Here is a 23,181-nt window from a genome sequence, read left to right as displayed (position 1 = left end):
CCGCGTTGACCCAAAATTAGTTCTCATGCCTTGTTCCTTAACATTTATTTCTATTCAATTTGTGCAATTATATTTGACCTGTATTTATAGGTAGAGCGGATTGTTAGTCTTGGCCAGTCACCAGGCTTGCGGTGGGGCCTCGTTTCCATATTGCGGCTACGATTAAAGGAATGGATGTAATAAAGCCAAGCCCCAGTATGATCCACTCGGCTTTACCGAAGCCTCCCGACATTGCCTCTGCACCGAAATGCGCCAATAGAAAACTGGCAGGCAAAATGCCTGCCAGAGTAGCGACGAGAAAACGCCATAGGTGTAGCGAACTGAGCCCAGCGGCATAGCTCATTGCATCGAACGAGATGAAGGGTAAAAGCCGCGAACCGAAGACTGCCAGCATGAGGAAATTTTGCGATCCAAGAAAGTTAAATTTGGGCTTTCCGCTCAGCCAAAGTTCCACGTAGGAACGACCGAGGTTTCTAGCGATGATAAAGGCTGTAAGCGCACCCAATTCAGAGCCAATTGCAACATAAATTGCACCATAGAAGTGCCCAAAGGCAGCACCACTTACCAGAGCAATTGGTGCGCTTGGTATTGGACTGGCAACGATAGAGGCCGTCATTAGGGCGACTATTAAGAACGGGCCCCATGGGCCGGCAAAGGCGATCCAACGCTCAATCATTGCGCGGTCTACGGTGGGGAAGCAACCAAGCAACCAAGCAAGAAACAATATACTTGCGCCTAAAGCGACGGTGACAAAAAGAAAACGACGCCGATCTGTTTTCATCTAAAATTCCAAAAGTATGCGGCTACGCGTTTGCAGGATGCCATCGTGACCTAAATGTCTACGATTAAACGTTCGGTGTTTCATTCACACCAATTGCGAAGGTAGGTCTGATAAAGCGGCATCTATCTCTAAAATAGGCAGTCCAGAGGCGATCCATCCAGGCCCGCGAGCAGATCCAAGCATACCTTCCGAGACGTCGATGAAACCGCTATAATTTGCTTGGCGAAGGCTTCGCATCACGCTTCCTGATCGGCCACCTGTTGCACAAATCAGGGCAATAGGCCGACCGTCTGCCAACGTGCGTGCTGCGAATAAGCGCTCCGAAAACCGAGCGTCGTGCAGGCTGATTGGCCAAGCTTTTTCAGCAACACCGGTTTTTGTCCACTCCCCCTGAGATCGAATATCAATCATCCTGATCAGGTCAGTTTGCAGCGCGTCATGAGCGTCTCCAACCGACCATATTTCGTAGGTTTGAGCGGCAAGCAATGTTGGAGTAGCGGCCATCGCCGCTAGCGATAAAAGTGCAGCGCGCCTACTTACTTGCGCTGCACTGTTTTCACTAGGTCTATTTCTTGTCGTCGCCATGATGCTCTTTCGTCGAGGAATCCATACCTGCGCCGTTGCTCATTTTAGCCATGCGCCCACCGGCAGCCATCATTTCTCCGGAGGAAACTTGCCCGTCGCCATTTGCGTCTAGATGCTGAAAGCGGTCAACCATCCGACTTTGCATTGCGGATTTATGTAAGGCTTCAAATTCCTCAAGGTTCAAATTTCCGTCTTTGTCGGCGTCAAATTCTTTGAGTTTGGCATCCAAGTCCATGCTGCCGTCTATTCTGGCCTTTTGCCGCATCATACCCATCATGTCACTATCCATCATACCCATCATGTCAATGCTGCCATTTGCGCCGCCCCCCATGTGGTCCATGTCACCGCCCATTTTGCCCTTCATGTGCATTTGCATCATCTGTTTCATCATGGACATCATGTCGCCGTTCATCATGTCCATACCGCCCTTATCGGAATTCGACCCCATCCGAGAGTGATCCATCTTGGGAGTATCGACCATCGAAGATTCGGCCGTTGTATCCGCTTCGGAGTTATCGTTTTGCTTGTGCCCCGTGTCTGCGAACGCTTGGAGTGTGAAGCCTGCTGAAATCAGGACACCCAACAACAAGATTTTCTTATTAGACATTTTTAGCCCTTTCCATTTGCTCTCTTAGATATTGCGATGTGCGAGCTCTGGGTAAAGGCTTTGACAGGCGCTGAATTGTAAGGAAATGTCACGGCGCTTGATACATTTGGTGACAAACCAGCCCCTAACAGCACGTCCTTTTGCTTGATATGGGAAATGGACGCTAACCAAGAGGCAAAACCTGATGACACCTGAAATCGGCCACTTTGCTTTGGCATTAGCACTTGCGATGGCGATTGTTCAAAGCGTGCTTCCTATTTGGGGTGCTAGTCGTGGCAATGTGCTTTGGATGCAATCCGCGCGCTGGTCTTCCCTAGGTCAGGTGATTTTCGTCGCCATCGGATTTGGCGCATTGATGCAGGCTTTTGTAACCAGTGACTTTACCGTCAAAAACGTTGTTAACAATTCGCATTCGTTGAAACCGTTGCTGTTTAAAGTAGCAGGCACATGGGGTAGCCATGAAGGATCGCTTTTGCTGTGGGTTCTGATTTTGACCGTCTTTGGAGCTGCGGTATCCGTTTTTGGAGCCAACATTCCTGAAACGTTGAAGGCGCGAACCTTGTCTGTTCAGGCATGGATCAGCGTAGGCTTCATCACCTTCATGTTGTTCACTTCAAATCCGTTTGATCGGGTTTTTCCACCTCCGATGGATGGCCAAGACCTGAACCCATTGCTGCAAGACGTTGGCTTGGCGATGCATCCTCCGCTTTTGTATATTGGATATGTCGGCTTTTCGATCGTATTTGCGTTTGCTGTGGCCGCACTGATTGAAGGAAGGGTTGACGCCGCTTGGGCAAGGTGGGTGCGCCCCTGGACGCTTGCAGCGTGGATGAGTTTGACCGCAGGCATCGCGCTGGGTTCTTGGTGGGCTTATTATGAACTTGGCTGGGGTGGCTGGTGGTTCTGGGATCCGGTCGAAAACGTGAGCTTCATGCCGTGGCTCATGGGAACGGCGCTTCTGCATTCTGCAATCGTTACAGAAAAAAGAGGTGCGTTCAAAAGTTGGACAATTCTGCTCGCAATTTTGACCTTCTCGTTATCGCTTCTGGGAACGTTTATTGTTAGATCAGGCTTGCTGACTTCTGTTCATGCATTTGCCGTCGATCCGGAGCGCGGGATGTATATTTTGGGCTTGCTCGCAGTTTCTATCGGTGGCTCGCTTGCGCTGTTCGCTTGGCGCGCTCCGATGTTGGAGGCGGGGGGATTGTTCAAACCGATCAGCCGCGAAGCGGGTTTATTGGTCAACAACCTAATTCTTGCGACAGCAACCGGTGTGGTATTGTTCGGTACACTTTATCCCCTTTTCTACGAGGCTTTGACGGGCGGAGAGAAACTGTCCGTCGGGCCACCCTTCTTCAATTCTGCATTCATACCGTTGATGTTGCCCTTGGTTTTCGTAATGGGACTTGGGCCATATCTTTCGTGGAAGCGCGCAGACTTAGCGGGCGTCCTCCAGCGCCTGCGGTTTGTCGCGGTTCTATCAGTGCTAGCAACGTTGGCCGTTTGGTTTTTGACCGAAGGTGGTCCTGTTCTTGGTTATCTTTCAGTATTGCTTGCGATATGGCTTTTCGCCGCAACAGTCCGGGAATGGGCGATGCGTGTTCGATTGTTCGAAGTCCCGTTTCCAGAGTCACGCCGACGCATTCGTAACCTGCCGCGTTCCTCGCACGGAATGTCCATGGCGCATGCTGGCTTGGCCGTTGCTATGTTCGGTTTCATTGGGTCGAGTGTTTGGAAAACAGAAGAGGTTGTTTTTGTTAAGCCAGGAAGTGAAATTTCTATTTCTGGTTTCGACGTTACTTTTGAAGGTGTCGAACGCGCGCGGGGCCCCAACTACTTTGCAGACCGTGGCAGTTTGACAGTCCGGCGCGACGACAAGTTTATCACGCAACTTTATCCTGAACGGCGCACATACCCTGTTGCGCAAAGTTCGACGACAGAAAGTGATATTCGCACAACATTTGCGGGTGATCTCTATACATCTATCGCAAACCCCGCATCCGAAGAAGCGGGAGCAGAAGGGGCGTGGACACTTCGCATTCTCTACGAACCATTGGTAGTGTTCATCTGGATAGGCACAACGATGCTGGTTCTGGGAGGCGGGTTGTCGCTTTCTGATCGCCGCCTACGCATTGGGGCTCCACGGCGCAAAGCACCAGAACCAATAATCTCCCCGGCGGAATAATATGAAACGTGCATTTGCAATTGTCCCGCTTCTCGTTGCGGGTATTTTTGGTGGCTTCTTTTTGTGGGGCCTCAATCCTGAACGTGATCCTAACGGTATTCCTTCCGTTTTGATTTCCCAGCCTGTCCCTAAATTCAAGTTGGAGCCTGTTGAGGGACTTGAAACTTTGGGACTTTCAAAGGCGGATTTGACTGACAATTCTGGACCAGTCATCGTGAATGTCTTCGCATCGTGGTGTGTACCATGCCGCGCAGAGCACGAAGTTCTGACGAAACTGGTGGAACGTGATGGTCAACGGCTTTTTGGGATCAACTACAAGGACAAGCCCAAAGACGCTGTTCGTTGGCTCGAACAGCTTGGCAATCCATATGAGCGGATTGGCTCGGATATCACAGGTCGCGCAGGCATTGAATGGGGGATCTCGGGGGTTCCAGAAACGTTTATTGTCGGATCGGATGGGACTGTACTTTATCGCTATGTTGGCCCTGTTGTAGGCGAAGCCGCTATCGCGAAATTCAGGGCAGCTCTCGTTCAAGCAGGGACGCTAAAAGGGGCTTCAGGCGAATGAGATATCTGATTGTAGTGTTCTTCTTGATCGCCCCATTTTTGGCGCAGGCAGTCGAGCCAGATGAAATCTTGCAAGACTCCGCATTGGAATTGCGTGCACGAGAAATTTCAAGGGATCTTCGCTGCGTTGTTTGTCAGAACGAAGATATTGATAGCTCAAACGCGGGTGTCGCACGTGATCTTCGCATTATTGTTCGCGAAAAACTTGTCGCAGGCGACTCGGATCAAGATGTTCTTGATTATGTGCAGGCAAAATATGGCGACTATGTCTTGATGAGTCCCCCTTTGAACACGCGAACGTTAGCACTCTGGTTTGCCCCTCCGATCTTGGCGTTTATTGCGTTTATTGTTGGGTTTTTCGTCCTAAGGGGCGCCGGACGTTCGCGTGCTACCAACGATCTTAGCGAAGAAGATGAAGCCGAAGTCTCGCGCTTTATCGAGGCACACAAGTCAGAGGATCAATCATGATTTGGGCTTTTTTCATCCTGCTCGGGTTAGCAGCGGTTATTTTGATGAGCATGCCACTTTTGCGTTACAAAGGATCGATGGTGACGTCGTCCCAAGCAACGCCAGCCATTCTTCTGGATCAACTGGGTGAAATTGCGCGTGATCTTGAGCGCGGAATTATTTCGGAGGCAGAAGCAAAGGCGGCTGAGCGTGAAATAAAGCGACGGATCTTGCAGGAGTCCCGTAGAGCGAAAGTGGCTTCGTCTCGCACGACTAAAGAAGGTCGCAAAACACTCCTTTTCAGTATTGTCTTGGTCCCGACCTTGGCGATCGGATACTACGCTTATATGGGGTCACCTGAAATTTCAGGAATTGCCTATGCTGAACGTACTGCGGAAAGAGAAGAAGCGGCGAAGATTGATGAACTCGCCACTAAACTCTTTAACCAGCTGTCAAATGACTCCAAAGGCGGACAATCAGAGGGTTGGATGCTCTTGGGAGAGACCTATTCGAAAATGGGTCAGTATGAAGCAGCCGCCAATGCCTTCGCGATTGTATCAAAGCGTCCAGAAGCAAGTTCAGGCGTATTTTCGATGCTCGGAGAAGTATTGATCTTTGCTGAGCAAGGTATTGTTACTCCGCCAGCTGAAGCCGCAATTGACAAAGCGCTTGCTTTGGATCCGAACAACCCCGCAGGAATTTATTACAAAGCGGTATCGTTGTCTCAATCAGGAGCGTCTGAGCAAGCCTATGATTTGCTGGTTTCGACGCTGAACAATTTGGACGGCTTCTATCCTTGGATGGAAACATTTGTGATTGAGGCAAATAGGATTGGCAGCGAAATTAATAAGGCTCGGATCTCTCTCGCGAGTTTTGCACCGATGATGTCTGCTCCGGGTCCAACAGGTGAAGATATTGCGAATGCTGAAAGCATGACAGATGAGGATCGTCAGGCGTTTATCCGATCAATGGTCGAGCGTTTGGCAACGCGCCTTGAAGTCGAGCCAGAGGATTTGGATGGCTGGATGCGACTTGGGAACGCTTACACGGTCTTGGGCGAGACTGATTTGGCTGTTAGCGCGCTTGAGCAGGCGCAAAAGCTGTTGGCCAATGCGCCTACTGATGATCCGCGCCTACAAGGTGTGAAGAGAGCGCTGGAAGACCTAAAAACTAAATTTTAGATTGAATTACCGAATGCAAAACCGGTTCGCCCGTCATCACATTCGATTTTTTGAAGCGTGCTGTCTGGGTAATCTACAAGGCGGCACCCATTTGGCATTGTCTTGGATTGACTGGAAATGTGTGTGCCTAGCGCAGATTTAAAACTGCAAAACTTGCTACTTTCAGCGCAGCCCGCAGTGGTCAAAAGCACAGTGCCTAGCATGGCTAGTCTTGGTTTAGACGTCACCTTAGCGCGCAATTTCTGACACTTGCACTTGATCGAAACCCGTTTCAGCAGCTTTTGCAGAAGCGGTTTTGTCTTTGCTTCCATGGCAAGATTTGTCCATCATTTTGAACATAACCACGTGAATCCCGACGCATAGGGCAATAGGAACAACGAGGCCCAAGTTCGCCCAAAGCCCCACGATGCTTCCACCTGCCAAAAAGAAAAGCGCAATCGGCAGCAGCATAACTGTGCAGCAAATTACCATTCCATAGTGCATCAGCTTTGAGGGCGCAGTTGGTTTGGGATTACTTGATTTTGACATTGGAATCTCGTCTTTTTCGCGGGGACTTCTCTCTTATCACACTATCAGCGATCCAAAGGTCAAGATTACATTTTGGTAAATATTGTTACTGGATTCATTTGTCATAGTAGTGTCCAAAAGTCCTGTGACTTTTTGCGAGGATCCCAGGCCATGTTGACCAGACGCCATTTTGTTATTTCGACGGGTGCGCTGTTCTCCGCACCCTTACCCACCAGTCTTTTGGCGGCCCCCACATCTGATAAATCGATGTGGGATATCTGGGATGCGCAGGTGACGCCACCCAATTACGATGCTGCCACATCAAACCCATGGGGTCTGCATCGGCGCTTTTTGCCACAGCGCGTGGAAGCGAACACAGGACTCGTTCCGGGAGATATCCATGTCGATGCGGTTGCAAGATATCTTTATCATATTGGGACTGATGGTACCGCTATGCGCTATGGCGTAGCGATTGCACGTGGCAATCTTTATGAGCCGGGCACCTATGACATCCGCTGGAAGACAAAATGGCCAACTTGGACGCCGACAGCGGCGATGGTTGAACGCGATCCAAATCTCTATGGCAATCTTGCCGAAGGCGTGGACGCGGGTCCAAAAAATCCATTGGGGTCTCGGGCTCTCTATTTATTTGTAGGCAATCGCGATACGTACCTTCGCATTCACGGTTCCCCAAACCCAGAGTCGATCGGTGGTCGTGCAAGTTCGGGATGTGTACGCATGGTGATGGCGCATATTAATGGTCTTTATGAACACGTAAATGCAGGATCCACTGCATTTCTCTACGCTGCGGAAAAGGGCGTTACCGCTCAAAGCTAATGTTGGGCTAAGGAACGGTTTTTGGAGTTTGAAGCTCTACTGTGCTCCTTCAAACAGCAGGCGCGCGGCATTTGAAAGGAACGTCACAGCTAGCAATGTCGAAGCGCAAGTGCTTATCGATAGCGCATGGGCACGCCATCTTTGTGCACTTTTGCGCGGGGCAAGCACGGCAATGTACAATGCGTAGGAACCCACCAAAGTACCATACAAATATACACTAGAGATGTTTTCAAATGCATAGGCGCGCTGAAGCGTTGGTCCGACAACTTGAAGAGCGGTTAAGCGATCTCCGCCGAAAGAACCGAACAGATCTGCGGATATGACGTAAACCAAGGCATGCAGAGCGATAAACAAGATAGCGCGAATGCATCCGTCCAAAAATAGATAGCAAACAGGGTGTTGTCTAAGGCGCGTTTGAAGCGCTTTAGCCGAGAAAAACCCTATGTAGTTGATCACGAAAACGACGAGAACACCGTTCGATAGAACTTGGCGATTAAAACGGATGAACGCCGTGGCATTTGTCGCCAATATGGTAAGAAAGCCTGACGAGAGCAGAATGAAAATCAATAGAAGTGGAAGAATACTGAAACAGCTAAGCAGTAAGATGTTCCTAAAGAACCGTGAAAACGGAATTTCTGGATTAAAGTGACTTTCGAGTCCTTGTGCGCAGAGATATTGAAACTTTGATAAGTTCATTTCAGGTTCCCTTTTTCGGTCTTTATACCTTAAAAGCTCTACGCAGATTTATCGAGCAAAGTTCAGAGTGTTGTCTGTTACATTTGGCTACAAACGTGGGATGGGACTTTTTGCCTACGTCTAGTAGTAAGTAAAAATGACTGAAATGCCCCATATCTTGGTCGTCGATGACCACCCAGAAATTCGAAAGTCCGTTTCTAGCTTTCTGGAGCGGAACGGGATGAAAACGTCGAGCGCTGAAAATGCTGCTGATATGGATGCAAAACTTGCGCGGTCGCAGTTTGACTTGATTGTTTTGGATATAATGATGCCCGGTGAAGACGGCCTTAGCGCGTGCAAACGTCTAAGCCGAGAAAGCAACACACCGATCTTAATGCTCACAGCTCTTGGGGACGCCGACGATCGTATCTCAGGGCTTGATTCAGGGGCGGACGACTACCTCGCAAAGCCTTTCAATCCACGAGAATTGGTCGCGCGGATAAATGCAATTCTGCGCCGAACGCAGAAACTGCCTCAGATAGAAGCATTAGCGGGCAAAACGGTCCGATTTGCGCATCTTGAATTAGATTATGATGGACGTAATCTTAAAGACGCAGATGGGCGGAGAACTCAACTAACCTATGGGGAATTGAAGCTGTTATCGCTTTTACTTGAACGTCCTAGAATGGTGCTAAGCCGTGATGAGCTTTTGGAAATGAGCACTGGACGTACAGCGGGCCCTCTAGATCGAACAATTGACAATCAAATAAGTAGATTGCGGCGCAAGATCGAGCAAGACGTTCTCCGGCCGAGTATCATCGCAACCGTGCGTCATGGCGGTTACAGTTTATCCTGCGATGTTGAGGTGCTATCTTGAAGGCACTTGGTTGGCGATTGCAAACACAGATCGGGCTTTTGCTACTTGGCGTATTAGTTGTGGCTCAAGCGCTAAGCCTTTGGTTGTTTGTGGATGAGCGGGCATTGGCAATCCAAGCGGCAATAGGGGCAGAGGCAGCCGGGCGCGCCGCCAATGTCGCACTTTTAGTTGAAGATGTTTCACCTGACATACAGAGACAAATCATCCAAGCAGCCACATCTCCGCTTGTTAGTTTCGAACTGTCCGATGAACCTAAAGTCCTGCATGAGCATCCTAGCGAGGGGGCTGCTGTTAAGGCGCGCATCAGGGCGTTGATGGGGGAGTTGTATAGCCGCGATATACGCGTTGAGGTGCATGAAATTGAACAGGGACTGTTACCTCTGCCAAACCTTTCACATGAAATGGCCGAAATCCATACCGAAATGATGCAGGGCAGCTTGGCAGCGATCGAGATGGAAATATCAATCGCATTGGCAGGTGGAACCTGGCTCAATGTTGCCACCCGATTTGAACGACCGCCTCTTCAGTGGTCACGAGCCTCAAATATGACTTTTGGCATCACAGCTGCTTTTCTACTCATAACCAGCTTTTGGTTCCTTCTTACGCGCTTGACCGGCCCATTGAATACACTGGCACAGGCATCAGAGCGGTTTGGTCGGGGAGAGAGAGAAGCGCCCTTACGGATTGTCGGACCGAAAGAAGTTCGCGATCTGACAATCGCCTTCAACACAATGCAATATCGCCTCACGCGGTTTGTATCTGATCGCACACAAATGCTGGCGGCGCTCGCGCATGATTTGCGTTCTCCGTTAACAGCAATACGGGTACGTTCTGAAATGGTTGAAGACGCTGAAACCCGTGCGTCCCTCATAAGCTCGGGCGAAGAAATGCAGCAAATGGTTGAAGCGACATTGGACTTCGCCAAAGGAGTTGGTCAGCATGAAGAGATTCAACCGATTGACCTGAAAGAAATACTGACCGGGATCAAGGCAGATGATTATTATCTAACCAACGATCAATCACTTGTGTTGCCGGTGAAGCCGAGCGCAATTCGACGTGCGTTTCGCAATTTAATCGAGAACGCTATTCGGTACGGAAGCGAAGCACATGTTTCATGGAAAATAGTTGATTGCTATGTTGAAATTTACATTGATGATAAAGGGCAAGGCATTCCTGAAGCGGACCTTGAAGCGGTGTTTAGCCCCTACGTTCGGCTCGAAACATCGCGCTCGCTTGATATGGGTGGGCATGGGTTGGGTCTGTCAATCGCGCGGAGCATAGTTTTAGAACATGGCGGAACGATAAGCTTATTCAACCGCCTAGAAGGCGGTTTGCGTGCGCACGTAAGGTTGCCACTAGACTGATTGCGTTAGCCTTAAAAAAATTGGCCTAGTATAGGAGGAGATATGTAATGGGTAATAGAAATTTAGGACAGCAGATATGAACAGACGTCAATTTGTAGCAGCCTCGACAGCCTTTGTTGCGACTGTAAATCAAGCAGATGCACATAGTACAAAAACGCATGATGGGTGGGTTAAGACGCCGAACTTACCACCCGAATTTTTGCCTAAAGTGGTTGATCTACCGGGTGGTTTCGCACCGGGAGAAATACACGTCGACCCTAGCCAGTTCGCACTATTTTGGACGCTGCCAGAGGGGCGTGCTTTGCGCTATATTGTTGGAATAGGACGAAAGGGCTTGTATGAGGCGGGTGAGTTTTATGTCGCAGCAAAACGTGAATGGCCACGTTGGACCCCTACGCCATCGATGATCAAACGCAATCCAAAGAACTATAAGAAGTTTGCGAAGGGCGTACCCGGTGGCTTGAAGAACCCGCTCGGAGCTCGGGCACTTTATTTGTATCAACCGGGCCGTGGCGATACCTATTTGCGGATCCATGGCACACCAAATCCCGACACTATTGGACAGCGCGTTTCGAATGGGTGCGCGCGGTTAAGCAATGATCAGATCATAGATTTTTATGAGAAAGTGCCGCTTCAGACACGCGTAGTTTTGAACCCAATTGTAACTTGAAGATTAAAGTGGGTAGCCACGTCGATCAGATGCAGGGCTACAATTCATTACATTTGAAATCTGGCAAAGGCCGTTCAAAACCGCGAAATAAGATGAGGAGAAAAGCAGTAAGAGTCAGTTAAAGGCTCAAACCGAAAGGCAAAAGTATGAAAAATGGTTTGAAGGCAGCATCGCGTCGCAAAGTGTTGAGCGGACTTAGTGCTACGATTTTGTTCGCCCCGACCTATCTGCGTGCGCAGGAGCAGGGCGGTGTTCGTCGCAATTCATCTTCGTTTCGCATACATGATTGGCAGGATCATTTCGATAAAATTGGAAAAGGAATCTTGCTTTCTGATACTGTGACGATGGTCCTACAGCATTGGACACCTGATGGGGAAATGCGAATTTATCCAACTTCGGTACCTTTGACCGAAGACCTTACAAGGCGCGGGTATACGGAAGTGGTAGAGAAGCGCGTCAACCCAGGCTGGACCCCGACACCTTCTATGCGCGAACGCGATCCTGAGTTGCCCATCCATGTCAAAGGTGGTGATCCGAAAAATCCACTTGGTTCGCGCGCGCTGTATTTATCTTGGCAGTTCTACCGAATTCATGGAACGGCAGACACTCGTAAGATCGGTCGTAAGTCCTCGAACGGTTGCATTGGTCTTTACAATGAACACGTCGAGGAGGTGTTTGAACGCTCTCCCGTCGGAACTCAGGTAAAGCTAATATAATGTCCAAATCAGGTATCTTCATCGTTGCATTGCTCATCCTTGGAGGCGGAACATTTATTTGGCAGCAAACAGCACCGGCGGTTCCAGCCGGACACTCGATGACCCCGCCGGATTTGTCAAACGTTGGTGAGGGGAAGCCAATTGCGAATGTGATTGTTCCTGCCGAATTTTCTGAAAATGCAAAAATTGGTAAGCGTGTCTTCGCAGCCAAATGCTCGGAATGTCACGGCAAGAATGCGGCTGGACAAAATGGTGTTGCCCCGCCCCTAGTTCACAAGATTTACGAGCCAAGTCATCATGGTGATGGCGCATTTCTAGTTGCAGCAAAAAATGGTGTCAGATCACATCACTGGAAGTTTGGGAATATGCCACCGGTCGAAGGTTTGACGGACGGCGATTTGAAAATGGTTGTCGCATATGTACGCGAACTTCAACGCGCCAATGGCATCAAATAACTAAAGGACTAACTCAATGGCTAAGAAAATCCTTATCCCTTCTGTCTTAATTGCGTTTATCGGCGTTGCTGCAATGGCGCATAACGGAGCTACAGGCATTGTAAAAGAACGCATGGACGGCATGTCTGCAATGGGCAAAGCCGTTAAAGCCCTAACGCCGATAATGCGTGGAGCCGTAGAATATGACGCTGACAAAGTTCGCAGCGCTGCTGACGTTATGATCAAGCACGCGGGCGAGCAAATGATATCTCTGTTTCCAGAGGGCACAGGTGGAATGCCATCCTCTGCCTTGCCAGCGGTATGGGATAATTGGGAAGAATTTTCCAAAATTTCAAATGAACTCAAAGCCTATGCTGAAGGCATGAAGATTGCGGCTGGCAACGGTCTTGCAGAGGATGCTGTAGAGCAAGACGACGCAATGATGGGCGGATCGAATGACACGATGATGGGTGAAACCTCAGAGGATACTATGGGAGGTGGCACCATGGGTGCTGAGACCATGATTACGGCCGAGATGTTCGCAACAATGCCGGTAGACACGGCGTTTGCGTCTGTTGCGCAAACGTGTTCGGCATGTCATCAGAAATTCCGCGCGAAAGAAAATTAAGCTAATGCGGTTCTGGAAATGGGCGCTAGCAACAACTGCAATCTCTGGAATAGCCGTGATTGGCGCGCTTGTTGTGTGGCCAATCGGGCAGGATGTTGCCCCGATCACGTTAGCGGGTGATGTCAAAAAAGGCGGCTACCTTGCACGGGCAAGTGGCTGCATCGCCTGTCACACCAATTTTGAAGGCGGTGGAAAGCCTTTAGCTGGCGGGGTCAAATTGGATACCCCCTTTGGCGCGCTCTATTCCGCGAACCTGACAAGTGATCCCGAATTGGGTATTGGCGGTTGGACTGTTGAAGAATTTGCTAAAGCGGTTCGCCAAGGCATTTCGCCTGAAGGGGAGCCGTATTATCCGGCATTCACCTATCCGTTTTATGCAAACTTTAGTGACCAAGACATCGCTGATCTGTATGCAGCGTTTCAAACTGTAAAGGCTGTGCCAGAAGCGGCACCAGCTAACGAAATGCCGTTTCCGTTTAATCAACGGTGGGGCCTTAAAGTCTGGCGCGCAGCCTTCCTTAAGCAACCAGCTACGGACCCAATTTCCGGTCAAGATCCCGAATGGAACCGCGGTCGTGAATTGGTCGGAGGCGCGACGCATTGCGCAGCTTGCCACACGCCCCGTAACCTTATCGGGGCGCGAAAGAGCGCTGATGAGCATTTTGCGGGCAATCCGTCTTTGCCCGGCGGCAGTAAAGCTCCTGCTATTGATTATAACACCCTGCGAAAGCGCGATTGGACAGTGGATTCGCTGGCCTATGCTTTGAAGACTGGAATTATGCCCGACGGCGATACTTTTGGCGGTTCGATGAACGAAGTTGTCCAGCAGGGCACACGTTTTCTAACAAATGAAGATCGTCGCGCAATGGCAGTGTATTTGATGGACGATCACAGCGGAGGATGACCAATTTTTTGAATATCCGCTAACACGAAATTTGATAGGATTAAGAGCACGATGCATCTAACACGACGCCACTTTCTGATGAGTTCCGCAGGGGCTGTTTTTGCGTGTCCCTCGTTTGCGCAAACCGCAAGTAAACCGCAGGTTTTGAAAGCGAGCGTCGCTGACGTTCAATTGCTGCCAGAGGGTTACGGACAAACCTCAATTTGGGGATATGAAGGCAGCACGCCGGGTCCAGAAATTCGAGTTGTTAAAGGTGCCCGCGTTCAGCGAACGCTCTTGAATGAAGTGCCTGATCCGACGTCTGTGCATTGGCACGGCATCAGGATTGATAATGCAATGGACGGAGTCTCTGGCCTGACACAGGCCGCGGTTAAAACGGGCGATACGTTCGAGTACGATTTTGTTGCGCCCGATGCTGGTACTTTTTGGTATCACGCGCACAATCGCTCCTATGAACAAGTCGCACGCGGCTTGTCCGGGCCGCTTATCGTTGAAGAACCGGAAGCAATCGACATAGATCGCGAAGAGGTTCTGGTTTTGGACGATTGGCTCATAAACCCCGAGACGTCTCAGATCGATAGCGATTTTGAAGCTGGTGGCGACAAAAGCCACGGCGGTAGAATTGGCAATTACATAACTACAAACGGAAAATATAACCTGACCTTGAGCGCGCGTAAAAACGAACGTTACAGATTGCGATTGATCAATGCCTCAAATGCTCGAATTTTGCCGCTACAACTTGAAGGTTTCGATGGGTGGATCGTTGCGTTGGATGGAATGCCGCTTACAACACCAAAACCCGTGACTGAAACGATTGTGCTAGCGCCTGCGCAAAGAATTGATTTGATTGTTGATGTGACTGCTGAGGTTGGGGAGACCGCACACGTGCAGCGTTTGGATCGTAGTGATGTAGCGAGCCAAGTAGCTTTTGACGTGAAATCAAGTGCAGCGACAAGCAAGCGTGGCACACCAAAACCACTGACACCGAATGAAACACCAACGGTGGATCTAAGTAGCGCCAAACCCTTTGTTCTGAAAATGGAAGGCGGCGCGATGAGTGGATTGCGTTCAGCTACGCTGGGCGGCGTAAAAAGATCAATGGGTGAAATCGTTGAGGCTGGCCAATTTTGGGCCTTCAACGGCGCTGCAGATGGTATGGATGGACCGCCATTGGCTGAGTTGAGCCAAGGCGAGCACGCACGCATTATGATCAAAAACGAGACGTCTTTCGCCCATGCTATGCACCTTCACGGAATGCATTTTAACGAGGTGAATCCTGATGGAACGCTGGGTCTTCTTCGCGATACCACGCTTGTTGAACGTGGTGAGGAACGCGAAATTGCGTTTGTCGCGGATAACCCGGGCAAGTGGCTTTTCCACTGTCATATGTTGGCACATGCCGCGTCTGGTATGACCACGCGAATTTTAGTCTCATGAAGAAAAATCTTTTTGCTGTTAATAGTGCTGCGATCTTGGCCTTTGCCCTTGGTAGTTTGTTTGTTTGGGCAAACGGATCTGAAGCAATAGCGTCACAGACAGAAAATTCTGCGGATTTGGGCATCGGCCAAACGCTCTATTTAGAAAACTGTGCATCTTGTCATGGAGTTGATCTAGAGGGTCAAGAAAATTGGCGAAGTGCGGGGGATGATGGAGTATTACCCGCGCCGCCACACGATAAAACCGGTCATACGTGGCATCATCCGGATAGTTTGCTTTTCAACTACACGAAGCTTGGCGGAAAAGAATTGCTTGCTGAGCAAGGAATTGAGTTCAACAGCGGAATGCCAGCTTTTGGTGACGTGTTGAGTGATCCAGAAATTCTGAATGTTATCGCGTACATCAAATCGACGTGGCCAGAACGCCAACGCGAAATTCAGGCGTCGCGAACACAAGCCGACATAAAATCTAAAGGGACATCAAAATGAAGCTACTTTTAGCAAGCACCGCGCTATTTCTACTACCTCTGGCATCGTTTGCTGACAGTCTCAGTGAGGAGCGGGTAAAAGAACTGGTTCTTGAGGCTATCCGGGAAAATCCAGGCATTGTTATTGAAGCTATTCAGATGATTGAAGAACGACAAGAAGCAGCCAAAGCATTTGAAGCGAAGCAGATATTGACATCCAACCGTGATGCACTTGAACGCGATCCTAATGCACCCGTCCTTGGCAACCCCAACGGCGATGTCACTGTCGTTGAGTTTTTCGACTACAATTGTCCGTACTGCAAGCGCGTGAAGCCCCATATGGAAGCGCTCTTGGCCGCAGACAAAAATGTCCGGGTTGTCTATCGGGAATGGCCGATTTTGGGAGAAGGGTCTGTGTTTGCAGCGCGTGCTGCTTTGGCATCACGTGAACAGGGCAAATACGATGAGTTTCATTGGGCAATGATGGAGATGAAAGGTCGTGTAGGTGAGGCGAACGTAATGCAAGCTGCGGAAAAACTGGGTATCGACACGGCACAATTACGCAGCGACATGGACTCCCCAAAAATCAACGAGCATATCGAAACATCGATGCGCCTGGCACGTTCGCTCGGATTTAATGGAACGCCGTCTTTCGTAATCGGAGAGGCCTTGGCGCCCGGCCTGATTGAAGCTGACCAAATGATCGAGTTGGTCAATCAGGCGCGGGCCGCTAACTAAGCCAATTTGGCATCATATCCCGCATCAGAAATTGCCTGAAGTACATCTACGGCAGGCAATTTACTGTCAACGGAAACGGTACGTGTCTCAAGGTCAGTGGAAACAGCTGCGGCTGAATCCTTGGCCTTAATGCTCTTTTCAATGCTTGCGGTGCAATGGCCACAGCTTATTTCGGGTACGCTAAATTTCATAGATCTGTCCTTTCCATCTGTATCGCCGGATAAGGTCTCCCGTAGGGGGAGGGTCAAGACAACGAAAATATATTTCCAAAAGTCATCTTTTGCTCTTGAGGTTCCAGTTACTGGAAACCCTATCTATCGATCGAATACCATTAGGAAGCTGTCATGTCTGATTCGAAAAAGCTAAATCTATCTGTTAAAAGTATGACATGTGCGTCTTGTGTTGGTCGTGTAGATCGCGCGTTGACGGGACTCGAAGGCCTGACCGAGGTCTCAGTCAATCTGGCAACGGAAACGGCATCCTTTAGGGCAGAGAACGCAGCGCAAGTCAGCGCGGCGTCGGCAACCCTGACGGAGTTGGGTTATCCAGCGCGCACGTCTCGTGTGACTTTTAACATTTCGGCAATGAGCTGTGCGTCCTGCGTCGGTCGTGTAGATAAAGCGCTTGCAGCTGTTGCGGGCGTGTTAGACATTTCAGTCAATCTCGCCTCGGAGACGGCAACGGTGGTCTATCTAGAGGGCGCGGTTACGCCCGCTATTTTGATTGGCGTCAGCAAAGACGCGGGATACCCTGCAGAAATCGCGAAGGCAGGTGCCCAGATTGATCGTGCCGAGCGCAAAGCAGATGAAGCGCGCACGCAAGCGCAACGCATGATTTTCGCGGCGGTGCTAACTTTTCCAGTATTTGCTTTGGAAATGGGGTCACATTTAGTGCCCAGCATTCACATGCTGATTGAGAGAACGATCGGATTGCAATCCTCATGGTTGATCCAGTTTGTTCTTACCTCACTCGTTTTGTTTGGCCCCGGACGTCAGTTCTTTGCAAAGGGTTTGCCAGCCCTATTCAAGGCAGCACCGGATATGAATTCGCTCGTGGCGTTGGGGACTGGCGCGGCGTGGAGCTATTCTGTTGTGGCGACCTTCTTGCCTGCACTTCTTCCGGATGGCGTGCGCGCAGTCTATTTCGAAGCTGCGGCAATAATTGTGGTATTGATCCTGCTTGGGCGCTGGCTTGAGGCACGTGCAAAGGGGCGCACAGGGGCGGCTATCCAAGCGCTATTAGGCCTGCAAGCCAAGACCGCGTGTGTCTTCCGAGATGGCGCGCTTTTTGAAATCGAGATCGACGCTCTTCAAGTTGGCGACACTATTTTGGTGAGACCTGGCGAACGTATCCCTGTCGATGGTGACGTCGTCGATGGAACAAGCAACGTTGATGAAAGCATGATCACTGGAGAGCCTCTCGCTGTTTCAAAAGCCTTGGGTGAGAGTGTCACGGGCGGAACCGTGAATGGCACTGGCAGTTTGACCTTCCAAGCTAGTCGTGTCGGCGCTGATACAACGCTCGCACAGATCATCCGTTTGGTAGAAGATGCACAGGGTGCCAAACTCCCGATCCAAGGATTGGTGGACCGTGTAACAATGTGGTTCGTTCCCGCCGTGCTCATGCTTGCCGCATCAACTGTTATCGTATGGCTGATCGTTGGCCCGGATCCTGCGCTAACCTTTGCGCTGGTAGCTGGGGTGTCTGTGCTGATTATTGCGTGCCCTTGTGCCATGGGCTTGGCAACGCCGACGTCGATTATGGTCGGCACTGGTCGGGCAGCAGAAATGGGCGTTCTGTTTCGAAAAGGCGACGCGCTTCAGGGTTTAAGTGATGTGGGTGTTGTCGCACTTGATAAAACGGGGACTGTGACAGAGGGTAAGCCCGTCTTGACGGATATTGTCTTAGCACAGGGCTTTGATCGTGCAGAAGTGCTGCGGTTGATCGCCTCCGTAGAAGCCCAATCAGAGCACCCCATCGCTGATGCGATTGTAAACAGTGCAAAGGCTGAAGGGGTCGCTTTGTTGGGTGTTGATGCCTTCGAGTCCATTACCGGTTTCGGTGTTATTGCTGAGTTGGAATCGCGCAAAGTTCTGATTGGCGCCGATCGTTTGATGACACGTGAAGGCGTTGACGTGACCCCACTTGCAACAGAAGAGAACCGATTGGCAAAAAGTGGAAGAACCGCGTTATATGCCGCAATCGACGGTAAACTTGCAGCGGCAATAGCTGTCGCCGATCCAGTCAAAGCATCTAGTCAAGCTGCCATTGCAGCGCTGCGCGATAAAGGAATGAAAGTGGTGATGATCACTGGAGACAAGCAAGAAACAGCAGACGCAATTGCGCGTGAAACCGGTATTGATGATGTTGTTGCGGGTGTTTTGCCAGATGGAAAAGTTGCAGCGATACAAAGTCTTCAAGCTGGTGGTATGAAGTTAGCGTTTGTCGGGGATGGCATAAACGACGCGCCTGCGCTGGCCCATGCAGACGTTGGCATTGCGATCGGCACTGGAACAGACGTGGCTATTGAAAGCGCAGATGTGGTGCTGATGTCGGGCGATCTGCGAGGTGTAGTAAATGCAATCGAGGTCTCGCGCGCAACTATGCGCAATATTCGCCAGAACTTGATCTGGGCATTCGCTTATAACGCAGCGCTTATTCCTGTTGCTGCTGGCGCACTTTATCCTGCGTTTGGATTGCTTTTGTCGCCCGTTTTCGCCGCAGGCGCGATGGCGATGTCATCGGTTTCTGTTTTGGTTAACGCGTTACGCTTGCGCAGGGTCAAGCCGCTGATGTCTGAAAATGCGGATATTGCTAAAGGCGCGCTCCCTGCCTTTGCCGCCCAACCATCGGGATAGTTAGTCGTAATTTTCCAGGCCCGTTTCTCTCGCTAGATGAATAGGCTCATTTACGTTGTCTGGCCGTTGCTAACGCGTCCACGACAGCAGAAATCGACAATATTTCAGACAACAAAATTCCGTTTGGGGCGCTTGGACCATATACAATATTGAATGGTATGCCGAAGCGATTTTGTGTCTCCAAATACGTTGCAATGTCTGAATTTGGGCGGGTCCAATCCGCTTGCATTGCGACTACGTTTTCGGAACGCAACAAAGTGGCGACAGGTTCTCGATCGAGCACCAAACCTTTGTTGACCTTGCACGAAAGGCACCAGTCGGCCGTTACATCTACAAAAACCGTCTTTCCCTGTGAGACCAGACGTGGAATGTCACTTTGATTGAATTCGGTCCAGTTCTGAGACAAGCTACGTTCAGCGCCCTTTTGGACCATCACAAAGGGAGTGATGAGCGCCAGAACAGCAACCGCAGTAAGTGCAAGCGCGCGCAAGCGTAAGCCGAGCGCAGGCAGTATGGAGCAAAGTAGAAAAACAAGCGTCAGAACAGACACAACCCCTGCGACCCTGATCCCAGCAACGCCTATTAGAACCCACAATAGCCAAATAGCAGTGGTCGCAAGCAATGCGCCTAGCACCCATTTGACAGCGACCATCCAGCGGCCAGGCTTTGGCAGATGCGTGACCCAGCTTGGGCGCGCCGCAAACAAGAGATAAGGGAGGGCTAGGCCAAGTCCGAGCGACGTAAAAATTATCAATACATCAAACGAGCTACCCGTCAGCGCAAACGCGATTGCTGTTCCTAAGAAAGGTGCTGAACAGGGCGTTGCCAAGATCGCGGCAAATGCCCCTGTCGCAAAATCACCCGCATACCCGTCGCGGCTACCCGAAGTGGCAAGCCGGGTTTGTATTGAAGAGGGTAAAGATATCTCGAAAAAGCCAAACAGATTTGCCGCGAATACAAAAAGTACCATGAACATTAACGACAAAAAAACGGGGCTTTGAAATTGTAACCCCCAGCCCACACTTAATCCGGCCGCTTGCAGCATCAAAACGATGGTGACAAGGACCCACATGAACACAAGTACGCCCAAGGCTGACATCAAGAACCCACCACGCACAATATGTGCCGGGCGATTTTCATGTTTCAAAACTGATGCTAGTTTTATCGAGAGCACAGGCAAAACGCAGGGCATAACATTCAAAATCACGCCTCCTAGAAACGCAAAGCCAATGATCGACAACACTTGCCAGAAACTCGTTGACTGTTTCGCAACTTCGTAAGGGGCGGGGGCAGGGGTGATAGACCACGCAGGACTGTCGGTGACAGCGCGTACGCCATCCGTAATTGTAATAGTGATCTCAGGGATAACATCTTCCCCTGCCAAAAGCGGTAAACGCGCCCACATTTCTGTCCCTGATGCGTTCAGGCGAATATCTGGTAGACCAAATGTGAAATAAGGCCCCATCTCAGGGAAGACATCGGGCGAACGGAAATCTGAAGTGGTTCGCGCCGTCACAATCAGCGCTTTTTCAATGAGCGACGCGGACGTAACTGCGATATCGCTTGTCTCGGGTGTCTGGGGAACCTTTTGTGCGAATTCAGTTATCAGAGCCGCAGCTTTCGTATCAATGCCTTGGCCCGAAGGTATTGTCAGATTGAGCGTAAAATCATTTGGCACGCAGATATCAGAACAGGTCAGTAAACTTACATGCGCCGTCAGGTTTGCAGACGTACCGCTATCGATCAGGACTGCTTGGATAGGTAACAATACGTGCTTGCTATAGCCGAAATTTTCGATCCCGAATGCTGTGAAGCGGGTTGGTGCTGGCCACAACAACTCGGCGCTTGCCAGATTTTCGGACCCGCTCCAGTCAATTTCCGGAGGCAAGCCAACTTCGCCCGGGGAGCGCCAATAGGCTTTCCAGCCCTTGCCTAGCTTTAAGTCCAATCCCAGCGATAATGTCTTTGCATTGGGCGCAACACCATCTTCTACAGAAACCAAACGCGCTGTGAGTGCTGCGTTAGAAAAACTGTCAGAGCTTGCCGCATATACCAAAGGCGCTGAAAGCGTGAAAACCAAGATCATCGCGATACGCAAGGGTGTTGAGATCATCGCAAAGCCACCAATCTTCCAAAGCCAATGAGGGGAAATAGTAATCAGTGTAACCGGGGTTGAAGAGCACTGAAATGTATCATTATGTCTGCGTTCCCACCCCTTAATAAATAGCGTACAGTGTGATCCTTTGAGAATGGATGCACATGTTTGGGTGACTAGGAAAATGAAGTTAAGCAGGCGACAGGTCCTACTCGCTACGGGCGCTACTGTATTGCCGGTCTCTTTGTTTGGCGCGACAACACAGGTCACTTTGCAGCCGCGCCCAACAGTCGCGAAAATAGGTCAGCACAGATTGGAGATGCTTGGTTTCAATGGATCGGTTCCGGGTCCGGAAATTCGACTTCGCCAGAATGAAAAGTTGAATGTGCAAGTGGAAAACGGCCTTGACGATGGAACGCTGGTCCACTGGCACGGCATTCGATTGCCAAATGCCATGGATGGCGTGAATGTGTTGACCCAAGATCCGATAGCCCCGGGCGACGTTTTCAACTATCGTTTCTCTGTTCCGGATGCAGGCACATATTGGTATCATTCTCACTATCTTTCGTATGATCAGGTGTCTCGGGGTTTGTTCGGTCCTTTGATTGTTGAGGAAAGCGTTCCGCCGGATGTCGATCGCGACATTACCGTGATGTTGTTTAATGTGCTACTTGATGTCAGCGGCAATTTTGACGATGAATTTAGACCAGAACATTTTGCAACAGCTGGTCGACTTGGAGGTGTGGTAACCGCATTTGTTTCAGAAAATGAGGTACTTCTAGGTGATAGGGTCAGGCTCAGGTTGATAAATCCTTCGCTGGATCGCGTCTATTCAGTCAGTATTTCGGGCGTATCAGGTTTCTTAGTTGCTTATGATGGAATGCCTTTCGCACGCCCCGAGCCTCTGAGCACGCTCGTGCTTGCACCGGGTCAGCGAGCAGACGTAATCGCTGATGTAACCCACAAAATTGCCATCTTGGAAACCAGTGGAGCGCTCGTGATCGAAATGGCCCAAATTGCTGTATCTGGTCAGCGCAAGAAGCGATCTCGCGCAATTCCTGCATTGCCGGCCAACGCGCACCCACGGCTGGGAGCTATTAAACATAAGGCCAAACTTGTCATGCAAGGTGGCGGGGGTGGCAAAAGCCACTCTGGAACAGCAACTTGGGCCTTCAATAATCAAAGCCTGCCGAGCCGCCTCTGACAAATCACAGGATGCTCTAGGCACCACACATTCAGTTAGCCATTCCACTGGTAGCATTATGTATCTATTCCCATTGTGAACATTCCAAAAGGGCTGCAGCGTTCAGGTTTAAGTTTGTATTAGTCCTTCATCTCTTGCAAGGATTGGGTGCCAACCAGTAGATGTGAGAGCTGCGTAAGCCATAATCTGATGAGTGCTGACCTCTAATCGTTGCGAGGCCTGTGCCTCAATCCTTCGCCCTGTGTTTAGCCTGCAGTATTTGGTTAAGCTCAACTAAACACACACTTTCGTAGACTTGTCGGTGCGCCCTGCCGTAGTGTTGTGGTGAGGAGCATGACATGCGGCAGCTGCGTGACGATACACATCTGATACTGGACGGCGAGGTGCGGGTGTATCGGCGTGAGCGCAGCAAGCGCTG

The 23,181-nt window shown here is 50.2% G+C and carries 24 protein-coding genes; 17 read left to right on the top strand and 7 right to left on the bottom strand.

Going from position 1 to position 23,181, the window contains the following annotated elements; all coding sequences use genetic code 11:
- Positions 1-103: 103 nt before the first annotated feature.
- From ABF287_RS07260 to ABF287_RS07250, 3 genes are all read right to left on the bottom strand, one after another.
- Complete coding sequence (locus ABF287_RS07260) at positions 104-781, bottom strand: TVP38/TMEM64 family protein (protein WP_347184349.1); 678 nt, start codon at positions 779-781, stop codon at positions 104-106.
- Positions 782-865: 84 nt separating this feature from the next.
- Positions 866-1,366: a rhodanese-like domain-containing protein gene (locus ABF287_RS07255; RefSeq protein ID WP_347184348.1), complete on the bottom strand. Its 501-nt coding sequence runs from the start codon at positions 1,364-1,366 to the stop codon at positions 866-868.
- Positions 1,347-1,973: a calcium-binding protein gene (locus ABF287_RS07250; protein WP_347184347.1), complete on the bottom strand. Its 627-nt coding sequence runs from the start codon at positions 1,971-1,973 to the stop codon at positions 1,347-1,349. The genes ABF287_RS07255 and ABF287_RS07250 overlap by 20 nt, the downstream gene beginning before the upstream one ends.
- A 184-nt stretch (positions 1,974-2,157) precedes the next feature.
- Here ABF287_RS07250 and ABF287_RS07245 point away from each other — a divergent pair, with 184 nt between their 5' ends.
- Genes ABF287_RS07245 through ccmI form a run of 4 tightly spaced genes read left to right on the top strand, consistent with a single transcriptional unit; the run spans position 2,158 to position 6,353 of the window.
- On the top strand, positions 2,158-4,158 hold the full coding sequence (locus tag ABF287_RS07245; RefSeq protein ID WP_347184346.1) for a heme lyase CcmF/NrfE family subunit: 2,001 nt from the start codon (positions 2,158-2,160) through the stop codon (positions 4,156-4,158).
- A 1-nt stretch (position 4,159) separates the two neighbouring features.
- The gene (locus ABF287_RS07240) at positions 4,160-4,726 is read left to right on the top strand and encodes a DsbE family thiol:disulfide interchange protein (protein ID WP_347184345.1); all 567 of its coding nucleotides are present in this window, start codon (positions 4,160-4,162) and stop codon (positions 4,724-4,726) included.
- Positions 4,723-5,193 (top strand): cytochrome c-type biogenesis protein, encoded by a 471-nt coding sequence (locus ABF287_RS07235; RefSeq protein ID WP_347184344.1) that lies wholly within the window; start codon positions 4,723-4,725, stop codon positions 5,191-5,193. Before ABF287_RS07240 ends, ABF287_RS07235 begins: the two co-directional genes overlap by 4 nt.
- Positions 5,190-6,353, top strand: coding sequence for a c-type cytochrome biogenesis protein CcmI (gene ccmI, locus ABF287_RS07230; protein WP_347184343.1), 1,164 nt, complete (start codon positions 5,190-5,192; stop codon positions 6,351-6,353). Before ABF287_RS07235 ends, ccmI begins: the two co-directional genes overlap by 4 nt.
- Before the next feature lie 228 nt (positions 6,354-6,581).
- Here ccmI and ABF287_RS07225 read toward each other — a convergent pair whose 3' ends face one another.
- A complete protein-coding gene (locus tag ABF287_RS07225) occupies positions 6,582-6,881 on the bottom strand; it encodes a DUF2933 domain-containing protein (protein ID WP_347184342.1) in 300 nt (99 codons plus the stop codon).
- 150 nt (positions 6,882-7,031) lie between these two features.
- On the opposite strand from ABF287_RS07225, the gene ABF287_RS07220 reads away from it, so the two are divergent.
- On the top strand, positions 7,032-7,697 hold the full coding sequence (locus ABF287_RS07220; RefSeq protein ID WP_347184341.1) for a L,D-transpeptidase: 666 nt from the start codon (positions 7,032-7,034) through the stop codon (positions 7,695-7,697).
- Positions 7,698-7,733: 36 nt separating this feature from the next.
- Here ABF287_RS07220 and ABF287_RS07215 read toward each other — a convergent pair whose 3' ends face one another.
- The gene (locus ABF287_RS07215) at positions 7,734-8,393 is read right to left on the bottom strand and encodes a hypothetical protein (protein WP_347184340.1); all 660 of its coding nucleotides are present in this window, start codon (positions 8,391-8,393) and stop codon (positions 7,734-7,736) included.
- Between the two features lie 136 nt (positions 8,394-8,529).
- Here ABF287_RS07215 and ABF287_RS07210 point away from each other — a divergent pair, with 136 nt between their 5' ends.
- The 10 genes from ABF287_RS07210 (at position 8,530) to ABF287_RS07165 (ending at position 16,606) form a co-directional block, all read left to right on the top strand.
- Entirely contained in the window at positions 8,530-9,249 is a 720-nt protein-coding gene (locus tag ABF287_RS07210) for a response regulator (RefSeq protein WP_347184339.1), read from the top strand.
- Positions 9,246-10,613, top strand: a complete 1,368-nt coding sequence (locus ABF287_RS07205; RefSeq protein WP_347184338.1) for an ATP-binding protein — start codon at positions 9,246-9,248, stop codon at positions 10,611-10,613. Before ABF287_RS07210 ends, ABF287_RS07205 begins: the two co-directional genes overlap by 4 nt.
- 76 nt (positions 10,614-10,689) lie before the next feature.
- On the top strand, positions 10,690-11,283 hold the full coding sequence (locus tag ABF287_RS07200; RefSeq protein ID WP_347184337.1) for a L,D-transpeptidase: 594 nt from the start codon (positions 10,690-10,692) through the stop codon (positions 11,281-11,283).
- 146 nt (positions 11,284-11,429) lie between these two features.
- Positions 11,430-11,999, top strand: a complete 570-nt coding sequence (locus tag ABF287_RS07195; RefSeq protein WP_347184336.1) for a L,D-transpeptidase — start codon at positions 11,430-11,432, stop codon at positions 11,997-11,999.
- On the top strand, positions 11,999-12,454 hold the full coding sequence (locus tag ABF287_RS07190; RefSeq protein WP_347184335.1) for a cytochrome c: 456 nt from the start codon (positions 11,999-12,001) through the stop codon (positions 12,452-12,454). The genes ABF287_RS07195 and ABF287_RS07190 overlap by 1 nt, the downstream gene beginning before the upstream one ends.
- Positions 12,455-12,470: 16 nt before the next feature.
- Positions 12,471-13,061 (top strand): cytochrome c, encoded by a 591-nt coding sequence (locus ABF287_RS07185; RefSeq protein ID WP_347184334.1) that lies wholly within the window; start codon positions 12,471-12,473, stop codon positions 13,059-13,061.
- A gap of 4 nt (positions 13,062-13,065) precedes the next feature.
- Positions 13,066-13,965 carry a cytochrome c gene (locus ABF287_RS07180; RefSeq protein ID WP_347184333.1) on the top strand — a complete coding sequence of 300 codons (900 nt, stop codon included), beginning with the start codon at positions 13,066-13,068 and terminating at the stop codon, positions 13,963-13,965.
- Positions 13,966-14,016: 51 nt separating this feature from the next.
- The gene (locus ABF287_RS07175) at positions 14,017-15,402 is read left to right on the top strand and encodes a multicopper oxidase family protein (protein ID WP_347184332.1); all 1,386 of its coding nucleotides are present in this window, start codon (positions 14,017-14,019) and stop codon (positions 15,400-15,402) included.
- The gene (locus ABF287_RS07170) at positions 15,399-15,890 is read left to right on the top strand and encodes a cytochrome c (RefSeq protein ID WP_347184331.1); all 492 of its coding nucleotides are present in this window, start codon (positions 15,399-15,401) and stop codon (positions 15,888-15,890) included. Before ABF287_RS07175 ends, ABF287_RS07170 begins: the two co-directional genes overlap by 4 nt.
- Positions 15,887-16,606, top strand: a complete 720-nt coding sequence (locus tag ABF287_RS07165; RefSeq protein ID WP_347184330.1) for a DsbA family protein — start codon at positions 15,887-15,889, stop codon at positions 16,604-16,606. The genes ABF287_RS07170 and ABF287_RS07165 overlap by 4 nt, the downstream gene beginning before the upstream one ends.
- Here the strand turns inward: ABF287_RS07165 and ABF287_RS07160 are convergent.
- The gene (locus ABF287_RS07160; protein WP_347184329.1) at positions 16,603-16,797 is read right to left on the bottom strand and encodes a heavy metal-associated domain-containing protein; all 195 of its coding nucleotides are present in this window, start codon (positions 16,795-16,797) and stop codon (positions 16,603-16,605) included. The genes ABF287_RS07165 and ABF287_RS07160 overlap by 4 nt on opposite strands.
- A gap of 153 nt (positions 16,798-16,950) precedes the next feature.
- Between ABF287_RS07160 and ABF287_RS07155 the strand changes: the two genes are divergently transcribed.
- Complete coding sequence (locus ABF287_RS07155; RefSeq protein ID WP_347184328.1) at positions 16,951-19,464, top strand: heavy metal translocating P-type ATPase; 2,514 nt, start codon at positions 16,951-16,953, stop codon at positions 19,462-19,464.
- A gap of 46 nt (positions 19,465-19,510) precedes the next feature.
- Here ABF287_RS07155 and ABF287_RS07150 read toward each other — a convergent pair whose 3' ends face one another.
- Positions 19,511-21,577 carry a protein-disulfide reductase DsbD domain-containing protein gene (locus ABF287_RS07150; protein WP_347184327.1) on the bottom strand — a complete coding sequence of 689 codons (2,067 nt, stop codon included), beginning with the start codon at positions 21,575-21,577 and terminating at the stop codon, positions 19,511-19,513.
- Between the two features lie 214 nt (positions 21,578-21,791).
- Here ABF287_RS07150 and ABF287_RS07145 point away from each other — a divergent pair, with 214 nt between their 5' ends.
- The gene (locus ABF287_RS07145) at positions 21,792-22,763 is read left to right on the top strand and encodes a multicopper oxidase domain-containing protein (protein WP_347184326.1); all 972 of its coding nucleotides are present in this window, start codon (positions 21,792-21,794) and stop codon (positions 22,761-22,763) included.
- Positions 22,764-23,181: the final 418 nt, after the last annotated feature.

The organism is Pacificibacter sp., assembly GCF_039769035.1.
In the GTDB taxonomy this organism is placed as follows: Bacteria; Pseudomonadota; Alphaproteobacteria; order Rhodobacterales; family Rhodobacteraceae; genus Celeribacter.
The sequence above is the reverse complement of the archived record's forward strand: the minus strand, read 5'-3'. Positions and strand labels throughout refer to the sequence as shown.